The following is a 12,506-nucleotide window of genomic DNA, read 5'->3' on the forward strand; positions in this document are numbered from 1 at the left end:
CCGACGAAGGTCCGGAGCGCGAAGAGGATTGGCATCTCCTTCTTGGCGCTCCCGGCGGATGGACGGAGCCTCGCGTGCACTCGGGGTCATTCCATTCCATCCAATTCACAAAAAAGGCCCCAGCGTCCGGAGCTCCGCTCCATCCGCCAGGACCTGACAGAAAACCGGATGGGCGATGCCCAGTCCGGCTTTTCCTGCTGCCTAGTCTTTGGTTTCCACGCCCGGATCGTTCTTCGAATAGGCGTCTTCCAGTTCCTGCGTGTCGGGGGCTGGTTTGAGGGCTCCAGCCTTGGTGTCTGCGGCGCCTGTGTCGGCGTCCAGCGTCTCTGGAGCATTCGGATGGCGTCCGTCGCGTGGCATCAGGACCGGGTTCTTGCCTTCATCGAGGTGCTGGGCGCGCTCTGCGGCGGTACCGGGCGCCTCGGGGCGGTCTTTCTGACCGTCATCGCGCAGGAAGCCATGCTCGCCGTCCTGCGGCTGGTCGTCCGTACTCCGGTAGCCAGCCTGATTCGTGTCTTCACGGCCGGGAGTCTCGCCATCGCCTCGCTGCTGGCTGAGGTCATTCTGGCGCTGGGTGTCGAGATCTGATTCTTGCTTGTTCATGATGGTCTCCTTTCGGAAAACCAACGGGCGATCAGCGCGGGATGTTCCCAGGAGACGTCGCAAGCAGGGTTAAATCGGGGTAATCGGACAGGCGCGTCGCGTATTTCATGCCTGAAATCGATGCTCGATCGATTTCTGCCGTTTCACGTCATCGGAAGGAAATGGTGTGCCCTACAGGGTTCGAACCTGTGACCTACTGATTAAAAGTCAGTTGCTCTACCAGCTGAGCTAAGGGCACGCCGGAACGCGCGATTTAGGCGACCAGAACCGAGCGGTCAACCGCCTCTTGCATTGTATGGCTTGAAGTCGCCACAATTTTCGCATCACCCTCGCCGCATGAGACGTATATTCCCCCTTTTCCTTACACTTGCAGCAGTTGGCGCGTGCGCCAGCCAGCCTGCTCCCACAACCCAACAAACCGAGTCGGATGGCAGCCTGACCGAAAATGTCGGGGACGCCGCCGGCAGCGCCTATACCCAGACACGGAACGGCCTGTCGGATGCAGCTCTGTCCCCGCTGGAGGATTTCAATCTGCGCCGCGAGCCGATTCCGGAAATTCTCGAAGGGGTTCAGAGTCCCTATGACATGCCGGAGAAGATGAATTGCGACGAGGTCGAACGCCGCCTGGCAGAACTCGACGCGGTGCTCGGGCCGGACTGGGACACACCGGTACCGGATGAAAGATTGCGGACCGAGAAGCTGGCAGATTCGGCTGCGGATGCGACCCTCGGCGCCATCGCCTCGGAGGCCCGCGGCCTGATCCCGTTCCGGGGAATCGTGCGCAAGGCTACTGGCGCGGAAAGCCATGAGAAGAAGTACAATCTGGCCTACAAGATTGGCGCCCAGCGGCGCGCCTATCTGAAAGGCATGGGCCTCGCCATGGACTGCCCCCTGCCTGCCCGTCCGGACTTCGCCGCAGAGCGCGACCCGACGGCGGTCACCTTCAAGGGTGATGCGCCTACCGTGCAGAATTCAGGCGCCTATGATTCCTACCAGCAGAAGCAGCTGGAAAATCTTACGCCTGTTGGTCCTTCGGAGCCGACTTCGTCGACGCCCACGCCGTCTGCAGTCGATGACGAAGGGCTTCAAACCGTCCCTCCGCAATACTGAGGCGGATTTCCTGCATCAGGGCCTGGAAGAAGGCCGTGTTGTGCCAGCTGAGCAGCATGGGCCCCAGATATTCGCCTGCCTTGAAGAGGTGGTGATAATAGGCGCGTGAATAATCCTGGCTGGCCGGGCAATTCACCGCCTCGTCGAGCGGTGAGGTGTCTTCCGCGAACCGCGCATTCTTGACGTTCACCGGCCCATCCCACGTCCAGGCCTGTCCATGACGGCCAGACCGCGTGGGCAGGACGCAATCGAACATGTCGATGCCGCGCGCGACGCTCTCCACCAGATCGATGGGCTTGCCGACGCCCATGACATAGCGCGGCAGATGGCCCGGCAAGTGCGGCACCGTCATGTCGATGGTGGCGCACATCTGGTCGTGCCCCTCACCCACAGCGAGCCCGCCGAGCGCGATGCCCCCAAAACCCTGGGAGATGACCCCCTTGGCGGATTTCTCCCGCAGGTCGGCGAAATTGGACCCCTGCACGATGCCGAACAGGGTCTGGCCCTCGCGGTCACCGAAGGCGTCGAGGCTCCGCTGACCCCAATCAAGCGACAGGTCGAGGCTGCGCTCGGCCTCTGCGTGCGAACAGGGATAGTCGGTGCATTCGTCCAGCTGCATGGAGATGTCGGCGCCCAGCAGGTCAGCCTGGATCTCGATGCTGCGCGCAGGCGTCAGCCGGTGGGTGGAACCATCAATATGGCTCTGGAAGGTTACGCCGTCGGCATCCATCTTGCGCAATTGCGCCAGGGACCAGACCTGGAAACCGCCACTGTCGGTCAGCATCGGGCCATCCCAGTGCGCAAAGGCGTGCAGGCCGCCGAGCCGCTTCACGCGCTCTGCGCCGGGCCGCAGCATCAAATGATAGGTGTTGCCGAGGATGATATCGGCCCCGGCCTCTTTCACCTGGTCCATATAGAGCGCCTTGACCGTGCCGGCCGTGCCCACGGGCATGAAGGCTGGCGTGCGGATGTCGCCGCGCGGTGTCATGAGCGTACCCGTGCGGGCCTTGCCCTCGGTCGCCTTGATCTCGAATGGAAATGTCGTCATGGGCCGAGGCCTATAAAGTCAATGCTGGCCCCTGCCTAGACGGCGCTACAGCCGGTAGATGCGCCGCGCGGTTTCCGTGAATAGCGCACGTTGCTCAATTTCCGAGTATTTCGCGGCAATCTTTTTCAATCCGTTCCACAGGACCGGATAGCTGATGGACCAGCGATCCACCGGAAAATTGCTCTCGAACATGCAGCGGGCCGCGCCGAAACAGTCAATCATGTGATCGTAATAGCGCTGCTGGGCGAGCACGAACTCGTCCGAGGTTGGCGGCGTGTCGCGCTCATGCCAACCCCAGCCATTGTCCGGCATGGCGAGGCCGCCGAGCTTGGCGACGACATTCGGGCAATGGGACAGGTCGGCCATGTCGTCCTGCCACTGCTCGAAGATCTCTTCGCGTTTCTCGGCATAGGGCCCGATGCCCAGCGGCGTGCCGAAATGGTCGAGCACCATGGTCGTGTTTGGCACCGCCTTCACCAGATCGAGATAGTCGCGGTTCTGGTGGTGATAGTGCCAGGTGTCATAGGAGAGGTTGTGCTCGCCGAGCAGCTGGAGACCCCGGCGGAAATCTTCATCCGCATAGAGACGCTCGGGCGCGCGGCCCGGAATGCGCAAGGTGGCACCGCTGGTGTCGCGCGACCCGGCATGACGGATGCCGCGGAACAGGCCCTTGGCGGCGTCCATATGGGCGTCGAGGATTTCCTCCAGGCGCGAACTGCGCAGGTCCGCATGGCCGACAATGCCGGCAATATAGGGCCCGCCCTTCGCTTTCATCTCTGCGGCAGCCGCTGCCACGAATTCGGTCTCACCAACGGGTTTCAGATGGTCCGGCCCATCCTCGCGATAGGCCGCGCCACACTCCATGAAGACCGTCTGTACCACATTGTGCCCACTGGTCAGGTCGCTCAGGAATTCCGGCACATTGTAGTGCATGTCCGCCTGCGGCCAGAGATGATGGTGCGGATCAATGATCTCGCGATCCGGATCGACAATCTCTTCCTGAACCTGTGCCAGCCAGTCGCTATTGTTGAATACCATCTCCGTGTCCTCCAGTTTTCGGAGGAGTGTGAGCCTGTGAAACGCGAAAGGCCAGCCCTGAGGCCGGCCTTTTATCGGGATATTTTTCGGGAGATCAGAACTCGATTTCGGCGCCGACGAGTTCGGGTAGCTGCAAGACGATCAACAGGTCGCGCATTTCCTGGCGGGCGGCGACATGGCTCATCGTGAAGGAGACGTTGGAGCCCTTCTCGGTGAGGTCCAGCAGGGTCAGGCCGGCCGGGAACAGTTCGCGATAGATCACACGCTCGGAAAGGCCAGGCGCGAGACGGAAGCCGATACGCTTGGAGAGATTGGTCAACGCTTCGCCAACGCGTTCCTTGTTGCGCGCGGCAAGCGGCGACATGCGGTTGCGCATGACGATCCAGTCGATCGGACGGCGCGACGTCTGCGCCTTCTTCTTGCGGCAGGACCAGACCATTTCGGAATAGAAGCTCGGGCGCAACACTTCGAGCGTCTGCGGGTTCACATCGCCCAGCAGGTCGAAATCAACGAAGCTGTCATTCAGCGGCGTAATCAGCGTGTCGGCATTCACATGCGCGAGACGCGAGAGATATGTGTCGCCGCCCGGACCATCGATGATGATGAAATCACAGGCCTTCTTCAGGCGCGCCACGCTGCTGAGGAAGCGTTGCGTCTCTTCGGATTCGGCCTTGTCGAGATCGCGTTCAGTGGAGGCATCCACGCGCACGATTTCCGGCATCGGAAGCTTCGCGCCGGTGGACTGCATCCAGCGGAGACGGTTTTCGAGATAGCGTGTCAGGCTGCGCTGACGGACATCGAGGTCGATGACCCCGACCTTCTTGCCCATCCGCATCAACGCGACCGACAAATGCATGGAGACCGTCGACTTGCCCGCTCCGCCCTTTTCATTGCCAACGACAATGACCCGGGCCTCGCGCTGCTGCGCTGACAGGTCCGGGCCGCTAACCGTTTCGAGCGGGGCGAATCCATCAGCGGGCATTATCGACAACTCCTTGCGGGACAATTTGGTTGGTTAGGGCTCAGGCGACGTGAGACATCTCGGCGCTGGCAGGCTTGCCGCTGGAGATCACGTCCATGAACAGGTCGGCGTCTTCAGCAGGCATGTCGCCATAATGCGCGGCCATCGGCTCGCCATCGAACAGCACATCGTCCGACATGATCGGGCCGAACGCGGCTTGCATCGGCAACTCGGCGCTGACAGGTGCGTGGGCCGCAATGTCGGTGAGCAGGCCGCGAAGGCTGGAGAGCGTGTTGGACACGCGTCCGAGATCGCGTGTGTAGAGCGCCGCGGATTCAGTTACCGGGCTGCCGTCGCGATCAAACATCCATTCGTCAACGGCATTCGGGTTCAGATATTCCCGGATCGGCTCGGGTATGGCGGTTTCAGCAAGCCTGGACTTGCCTGCTGCCAGTCGGAGACCGATAGAAAGCGCGAAGGTTTTAAGCGGAGCGAGAATGCGATGTGTCATAGGTTTGAAATTCCTCCGAATGGGTTAACAACGCGTTTACGAAATCCTCTGGCAGGATGTTTTAAACAATCCTCATACAGGAAGTTTTCATAGTGAATTCCATGACAGGTAAGTTAACGGACGCGGTACGCTCGCGGGCCGCGCTGCAACAACAGATTCGGGCATGGCGCCAAGCCGGTGAAACTATTGGATTTGTTCCCACAATGGGGGCCCTGCATGGGGGGCATCTGTCGCTTGTGCAAAAGGCCCGCACCAAGGTGACAAAAACGGTCGCCAGCGTGTTTGTGAACCCCACACAGTTCGCACCTGGCGAGGATTTCGACACATATCCACGCGACGAGTCGGCCGACCGGGCCAAACTCGATTCGGCGGGATGCGATCTCGTCTACCTGCCCACGGTCGAGGAAATGTACCCGGAAGGCACGCGCACGAATGTGCGCGTCGAGCAGATGTCAGACCTGCTGGACGCGATCTACCGACCACACTTCTTCTATGGTGTCGCGACCGTGGTGGCGCGCCTCTTCCTGCACGTCCAGCCGGATGTCGCCGTGTTCGGGGAGAAGGATTACCAGCAGCTGCAGATCATCCGCCGGATGGTGAAGGATCTCGGTTTCCCCATTGAAATCCTCGGCGGGGAGACGACCCGTGACTCGGACGGGCTCGCGCAGTCTTCGCGCAATCTCTACCTATCGCCCGAACAGCGCCGTGCAGCCGGGGCGATGCAGGCCGCTTTGCACCGGGCCTCGGTTCGCCTGTCTCTGGGCGCGACGCCGTCAGACGTGCTGGAGGAAGCCCGGCGCCTGATCATGGCGTCCGGCTTCACGGAGATGAACTATGTCAGCCTTGTCGATCCCGACTCCCTGGAAGACCTGCCTGACGTGCCCCTGCCCGCTGGTACGGTTGCGCGGCTGCTCGGCGCGGCATGGCTCGGCAAGACGCGCCTGATCGACAATATCAGCGTGACGCGGTGAACTCTTTCAGCGCGGCCAGGACCGCCTGATTGTCGTCTGCCGAGCCAACTGTAATCCGCAACCGTTCCGGCAGGCCGTAGCCCCCAACAGCGCGGACAAGGATGTTGCGCGCCTTGAGGAAGTCGTTCGCCGCCGCAGCGCGCTCTGAGGAGCCGAACTCCGGCAGCACGAAGTTCGCGTCGCTGTGCGGGGTCGGAAGGCCCATCGCGTTCAGGGCCTCGGTCATGCGGGCGCGCCAGACGGTATTATGATCGCGGCTCTTGGCCAGGAAGTCGGTATCCTGAATGCTGGCCATGCCGGCGGCCACAGCCAGGCCGTTCACATTGAAGGGCCCGCGAATACGCTGATAGGTCTCGGCGATCTCGGCGGGCATGTAACCCCAGCCAAGACGCAGGGCGGCAAGCCCGTGGATCTTGGAGAAGGTGCGCATCATCACCGTATTGGCTTTCCGGTCCACGAGGTCCCGAATCTGCGCTTCGTATTCCGGGCCGACATATTCAGCATAGGCGCCGTCGACCACGAACAAGACATGCGGCGGCAGGGTGTCCTGCAGCTGCTCCAGCGCCTCGACGGGCAGCATCGTGCCGGTCGGATTGTTCGGATTGGCGAGGAAGAGGATTTTCGTCCGCTCCGATACCGCGCCAAGGATCGCGTTCACGCCCGCGGTCAGATCGGTTTCAGGCACGGTAACCGGCGTGGCCCCATGTGACAGGGCCGAGACGCGATACATGGAAAAGGCATGCTCGGTGAACAGGATTTCGTCGCCGGGCCCGGCATAGCTCTGGGTCAGCAGGTGGATGATTTCGTCCGACCCGGCGGAGACCACCACGCGGCTCGAATCGACAATGCCAACCGCCTCTGCAATTGTTTCCCGCAAGGCCCGGTATTCCGGATCAGGATAGACATGCACCTCGCCCGCCACGGCTTTCATCGCCTCAATCGCTTTGGGACTGGGGCCGAACGGGTTTTCATTGGAGGCCAGCATGATCACGGAGCCGCTCGCGCCGACGAGCTTGCCACCGGGCACATAGGGCTTGGTCTGGGCGATATGCGAGAGGGGGGTAATCTTGGTCATCGCCGCGCGACTTACACGAAAGCGACGGGCTGGGAAACTCGCGATTTGTGCGTCAGCCCTGCGGCGCAGCGGTCGATTCCCGCAGCATCAGCTTGTAATCGAGCAGCTTGTGCCGGGGCGCTTCGCCCCCGGGTGCGGACTCTTCCAGCAACATGCTGACCGCTTCGGCGGCAAGTTCCCGGCTCGGCTGGTAGATGGTCGTCAGGGACGGGCTGATCGTGGTGGCGAGCGGCGTGTCATCGAAGCCGACCACGGAGAGATCCTTCGGCACATTGACCTGACCGCGATAGGCAGCGGCCAGCACGCCAGCAGCCATGTCGTCATTGCTGGCAAAGATGGCGGTGGGCCGGTCCTCCAGCGACAGCAGGGTTTCAGCACATGAAACGCCGGAATCGAACGCGAAGTCGCCGCTCTGGACGAGGTCCGGGTCGAGGGGGATGCCCTCTTCTTCCAGGGCCTGCCGGTAGCCGGCAAAGCGTCGGACCGCCTGCGCATGGGAATCGGCTCCCTTGATGAAGCCAATGCGCCGATGGCCGAGCCCGATCAGGTATTCGGTCATCTCACGCGCGGCGGCGGCGTCGTCGATGGCAACATCCTGACCGTGATCCACATCTTCGGCCGGCGCGATGCGGACGAAGGGGATGCCCCGGTTCTGGAGTTCGGAAATCAGCTTCTCATCATCGGACAAGGGCGGCGTCAGGATGGCGCCCGCCAGCTTGGTCTCCGCCCGCAGGGCCAGAAGCGAAGGATGATTGTCGCTGCAATCCTCGGTGATGAGACTGTAGCCATAAGCCTGGCAGCGCTGCAGCGCGCCGAGCTGGACTTCGCCGATATAGTTGCGCGACGGGTTGGCATAGAACAGGCAGATGATGTGGCTGTGCCGCGCCCGCAAATTCCGCGCATTGTGATTGGTGCGATAGTTGAGCGTCTTGACCGCTTCGAGCACTTTTACACGGGTTTCTTCCCGCACATTGGTCTCGCCATTCAGCACGCGGCTGACGGTCTTGAAGGACACGCCTGCCTCGCGCGCCACGTCAATGATCGTGGCGGGCCGGACATGTCCGGTAGTCCTGTGCGTTTTCAGCCCGTCGGTCATCGCGGCTCCTCAATTGGAACCCTCAGGAGCAAGCCAATCGCGCAGCAGAAATCCGCCGCAAGCAAGTTCGTCCGCTCATAGGGGTATGGCGGACAAACCTAGCTTCTTTTTCCCTACAGTGACAAGGCCTTGCCAGCGCTCAAAACACGCCGGCAAGGCCTGCCGCTGTCCGGTTTACTTCAGGCTGCGGTTCACCAAGTTTTCCAGCATTTCCTGGCGACCACTGGTGTGGGACGGATTCACGCCCGATTCGGCGGCCTTGTTGGCGATGCTTTCGAGGCTCGCGCCTTCCGACAGCATCATCTTGCCGAGGTCGGAATTCTCCCAGCCAGCATAGCGTTCCGTCTTGAGCTTGGCGATCTCGCCCTTTTCAAGAATGTCGGCGGCCGACAGCAACGCGCGGGCCAGGGCGTCAACGCCGCCGACATGAGCATAGAACAGGTCTTCGACCGTGCTCGACTGGCGGCGCACCTTGGCGTCGAAGTTGAAGCCGCCGGTGTCGAGGCCGCCGGATGGCAGCAATTCGATCAGGGCCAGCGTGATGTCGCGGGTGTCGAGATTGAACTGGTCGGTGTCCCAGCCATTCTGGTAGTTGCCGCAATTGATGTCGATCGAGCCCATGATGCCGAGCGAGACAGCCGTGGCGATCTCGTGGGCGAAGCTGTGGCCTGCCAGCGTGGCGTGGTTCGGCTCGATGTTGACCTGGACTTCGTCTTCGAGGCCGAAGCGCTTCAGGAAGCCATAGACGGTCGCGGAGTCGAAATCATACTGATGATACATCGGCTCGTGCGGCTTCGGCTCGATCAGGATTTTTCCTTCAAAGCCGATCTTGTGCTTGTGGTCGACAACCATTGCGAGGAAGCGTCCGAAATTGCCGAGTTCGCGGTCGAGGTCCGTGTTCAGCAGCGTGTCATAGCCTTCGCGGCCGCCCCAGAGCACGTAATTCTCGCCGCCAAGCGCCTGCGTCACTTCCATACAATCGCGGATCTGGCGGACGGCAACCGCGGCGACTTCCGGGTTCGGGTTGGTCAGGCCACCCGCACCGAAACGCGGATTGCTGAACAGATTGGCCGTGCCCCAGAGCAGCTTGATGCCGGTCGCTTCCTGATAGGCTGCGAGGCGGTCGGCCTGGCGCTTGAGATTGTTCGACAGATCGTCCGGTGTCGGAGAGTCTTCGGTGACATCCACATCGTGGAAGCAATAGTAAGGCAGGCCGAGCTTGCTGAAGAATTCGAAGGCTGCAGCCATCTTCGCATCGGCTGCGGCGCGGTCATTCGCGGCGCCATGCCAGGGGCGATTGAACGTGCCACCACCGAAGACATCAAAGCCGTCCCAGCAGAAGGTGTGCCAATAGCACACGGCCATGCGCAGATGGTCTTCCATCCGCTTGCCCATGACCATCTGGTCCTTGTTGTAATAACGGTAAGCCAGCGGATTATCGCTGTCTGGTCCCTCAAACTTGATCGGGTCAATGTTCTTGAAGACGGGATCGCCGCCTACCTTGATCTGTCCGTCAGCCATGTCTTTATTTCTCCTCAGAACGCATCTTTCAGCATACGGTACAATGTACCAAATTTCTCATATTTGGGGGCCAGCCGGTCGCTGTCGCTTTCCTTCGGCTCAACAATCTGAAGCACTTCGGGTGCCTCGAACATTTCATCGACCGAGCCGCCCATCACGGCGTAGCGGGCCAGACGCGCGGCGCCATACGCCGGGCCTGTGGCCGCGCCATCGCGGTAGACCATCGGGCGGTCCAGAACAGCGGACAGGATACGGCCCCAATAGGTCGATTGGGCCCCGCCCCCGATGACAGAAATCGAATGCACATCCACGCCGGACTCCACGAGCGCGCGTAAGCCGTCCGCCATGCCGAAGGCCACGCCTTCGAGCACGGCCTGGCCGATCTGCGCCGGGCCGGAATCATGGGTCAAACCGAACAGGACACCCGACGCATGGGGATTATTGTGAGGCGTGCGTTCGCCAGACAGATAGGGGAGGAAGAGTTCAGACCCGTTAAGGCCTGCCTCTGTCTGCGCGAGCCGCACGAGCTCACCTGCGTCGGATGTCCCGGTCAGTTTGACGGCCCAGTCGAGGCAGCTGGCTGCGCTCAACATGACCGACATAAGGTGCCACCGGTCCGGCAAGGCATGACAGAAGGCATGCGCCGCAGAATCGGGATTGGAACGGAACGTATTGCCCGCAACGAAAATCACGCCGGAGGTTCCGAGAGAGAGGAGCGCTTCGCCCTCATCGATCACGCCGACCCCGGCCGCGCCCGCTGCATTGTCGCCGCCGCCGGCAACCACCGGCACGCGGTCCATGCCCCAGGCTTCGGCCGCTTCCTGACGCAGAACGCCGGTCACTTCATGACCCTCATAGAGCTTTGGCATGTGATCGACCGTCAGGCCGCAGGCCGCGAGCAATTCTTCCGACCAGGTCCGCGCGGCAACATCCATCCAGAGCGTGCCGGAGGAATCCGACATGTCGGACGCCAGATCGCCGGTCATGCGCAGGCGCACATAATCCTTTGGCAGGAGCACCTTGTGCACCTTGTCGAAGGCCTCCGGCTCGTGCCGGCGCACCCATTCGAGCTTCGGCGCGGTAAAGCCGGGCATCACGAGATTGCCGCCCTTGGACACGAAAGCGGGTGTGCTCTCCTGCAGGTCTCGGCATTCTTCGAAGCTGCGCCCATCATTCCAGAGAATGGCCGGCCGGATCGAGGCGAGCGACTTGTCGAGCAGGGTCGCGCCATGCATCTGGCCGGACAGGCCGACAGCCTTCACCTGATGACGGCGATTCACATCCAGCTTGGCGACGGCCATGTTCGTGGCGGTCCACCAATCGGATGGATTTTGTTCGGACCAGAGGGGTTTGGGACGCGAAATCGGGAGCTCCGCCTGGCTGACTTCAACCTGGCGTCCTGCCTCATCAATCAGCGCTGCCTTCACGCTGGATGTGCCTATGTCGATCCCTAGAAACACGTTCCAAATATCCTCCCTGGCAGCCCGTCTGAGTGCGGCTGTCCACTAAATGATACCGCTATCATTTCACCTTTGCCATCGCAAGAGCGGAATATCAACTTGCCGAAACGCGGCAGATCCGCCTCTGCCGCAACGTCAAGGTCCGGCAAAAAGACCGATCCAGCTTTTCATGTTAGCGTTAGCATGCTTTGTAGCCAACACTTGCGGATAAGGGAGATCGGGGTTTGGCCGATTCAACTGCGCTGTCGCGCCTCATACTCGAAACCAAAGCCATGAAGTTGACCTTGCTGCCCGACCTCGGCGGCAGTGTGGGCGGCTTGAGCTACAAGACCCAGGACATTCTGCGCCCTTTTGCGCGCACTGCGGATGAAAGTCCGCTGCAGACTGGGGGGTTCCCCCTATTCCCGTTCTCAGGCCGGATTTCCGAAGGCCGCTTTGTCTGGAATGGCCACGCTGTGTCCCTCGCGCCGAACTTCCTGCCCGAACCGCACGCCATTCACGGTCAGGCCTGGCATGCGGCCTGGCAGGTGGCAGAGCATGGCAGTGATCATGCGCGGCTGGTGTTTGACTACAGGCCCGGAGACTGGCCGTGGGCCTATCGCGCGGAACAGTATTTCACCCTGCGGGACGACGGCCTGGACCTGACGCTTCGCCTGACCAATCACGGCGAAGACTCCATGCCTGCCGGGCTTGGCTGGCATCCCTATTTCCCCCGCATGGATGCACGCGTGACCGTGCCGGTTGATCGGGTCTGGACGTCGGATGAGGGCATGATCCCAAACAGGCTGGATGTGCCCGCCGCAGGCGCTGATGTGTCTGAGTGGCGTGTTGTCGATGAACTTGACCTCGACAATGCCTTCACCGTGTCAGACCGGCTCAGCTGCATCGAATGGCCCAGCCGGAATCTGCGCGTTGAAATGGTCTCGGACGCTGTGCTCGGCCACATGGTGATCTACACGCCAAAGGGACAGGATTTCTTCTGCGTCGAACCCGTCAGCCACGCGCCTGACGCAGTCAACAGCCAGCATCCGGCCGAACTGACAGGGCTGCACAGCCTTGCCCCCGGTGAAACGCTGTCGGCAAGGATCAGCCTGACCATCCGCGAGGCCTGA

The 12,506-nt window shown here is 61.5% G+C and carries 12 protein-coding genes and 1 tRNA gene; 3 read left to right on the forward strand and 10 right to left on the reverse strand.

The genetic code is table 11. The features are described 5' to 3' along the window. Positions 1-201: 201 nt before the first annotated feature. Both V7660_RS06950 and V7660_RS06955 read right to left on the reverse strand, forming a co-directional pair. On the reverse strand, positions 202-603 hold the full coding sequence (locus V7660_RS06950; RefSeq protein ID WP_335602396.1) for a hypothetical protein: 402 nt from the start codon (positions 601-603) through the stop codon (positions 202-204). A gap of 162 nt (positions 604-765) precedes the next feature. Beyond that, positions 766-841: transfer RNA gene (locus V7660_RS06955), tRNA-Lys, on the reverse strand. Between the two features lie 98 nt (positions 842-939). Between V7660_RS06955 and V7660_RS06960 the strand changes: the two genes are divergently transcribed. Continuing rightward, complete coding sequence (locus tag V7660_RS06960) at positions 940-1,713, forward strand: hypothetical protein (protein WP_335602397.1); 774 nt, start codon at positions 940-942, stop codon at positions 1,711-1,713. Here the strand turns inward: V7660_RS06960 and tgt are convergent. The 4 genes from tgt to V7660_RS06980 form a co-directional block, all read right to left on the reverse strand. Beyond that, positions 1,619-2,761 (reverse strand): tRNA guanosine(34) transglycosylase Tgt, encoded by a 1,143-nt coding sequence (gene tgt / locus V7660_RS06965; protein WP_335602398.1) that lies wholly within the window; start codon positions 2,759-2,761, stop codon positions 1,619-1,621. The genes V7660_RS06960 and tgt overlap by 95 nt on opposite strands. Positions 2,762-2,806: 45 nt before the next feature. Beyond that, on the reverse strand, positions 2,807-3,799 hold the full coding sequence (locus V7660_RS06970; RefSeq protein ID WP_335602399.1) for an amidohydrolase family protein: 993 nt from the start codon (positions 3,797-3,799) through the stop codon (positions 2,807-2,809). Between the two features lie 94 nt (positions 3,800-3,893). Beyond that, positions 3,894-4,781 (reverse strand): division plane positioning ATPase MipZ, encoded by an 888-nt coding sequence (locus V7660_RS06975; protein ID WP_335602400.1) that lies wholly within the window; start codon positions 4,779-4,781, stop codon positions 3,894-3,896. Between the two features lie 40 nt (positions 4,782-4,821). Beyond that, positions 4,822-5,271: a hypothetical protein gene (locus tag V7660_RS06980; protein ID WP_335602401.1), complete on the reverse strand. Its 450-nt coding sequence runs from the start codon at positions 5,269-5,271 to the stop codon at positions 4,822-4,824. A 101-nt stretch (positions 5,272-5,372) separates the two neighbouring features. Here V7660_RS06980 and panC point away from each other — a divergent pair, with 101 nt between their 5' ends. Further along, on the forward strand, positions 5,373-6,242 hold the full coding sequence (gene panC / locus V7660_RS06985; RefSeq protein WP_335602402.1) for a pantoate--beta-alanine ligase: 870 nt from the start codon (positions 5,373-5,375) through the stop codon (positions 6,240-6,242). Here the strand turns inward: panC and hisC are convergent. The 4 genes from hisC to xylB all read right to left on the reverse strand — a co-directional run bounded on the left by hisC (position 6,226) and on the right by xylB (position 11,394). Further along, on the reverse strand, positions 6,226-7,317 hold the full coding sequence (hisC, locus tag V7660_RS06990; RefSeq protein WP_335602403.1) for a histidinol-phosphate transaminase: 1,092 nt from the start codon (positions 7,315-7,317) through the stop codon (positions 6,226-6,228). The two genes, panC and hisC, sit on opposite strands and share 17 nt — an antisense overlap. Positions 7,318-7,369: 52 nt before the next feature. Beyond that, positions 7,370-8,413: a LacI family DNA-binding transcriptional regulator gene (locus V7660_RS06995; protein WP_335602404.1), complete on the reverse strand. Its 1,044-nt coding sequence runs from the start codon at positions 8,411-8,413 to the stop codon at positions 7,370-7,372. 174 nt (positions 8,414-8,587) lie between these two features. Beyond that, a complete protein-coding gene (gene xylA, locus V7660_RS07000; RefSeq protein WP_335602405.1) occupies positions 8,588-9,934 on the reverse strand; it encodes a xylose isomerase in 1,347 nt (448 codons plus the stop codon). A gap of 14 nt (positions 9,935-9,948) precedes the next feature. Next, the gene (gene xylB, locus V7660_RS07005) at positions 9,949-11,394 is read right to left on the reverse strand and encodes a xylulokinase (protein WP_335602406.1); all 1,446 of its coding nucleotides are present in this window, start codon (positions 11,392-11,394) and stop codon (positions 9,949-9,951) included. 224 nt (positions 11,395-11,618) lie between these two features. Here xylB and V7660_RS07010 point away from each other — a divergent pair, with 224 nt between their 5' ends. Further along, on the forward strand, positions 11,619-12,506 hold the full coding sequence (locus tag V7660_RS07010; protein ID WP_335602407.1) for an aldose 1-epimerase: 888 nt from the start codon (positions 11,619-11,621) through the stop codon (positions 12,504-12,506).

The sequence above is a fragment of the Hyphomonas sp. genome (assembly GCF_036964145.1).
In the GTDB taxonomy this organism is placed as follows: Bacteria; Pseudomonadota; Alphaproteobacteria; order Caulobacterales; family Hyphomonadaceae; genus Hyphomonas.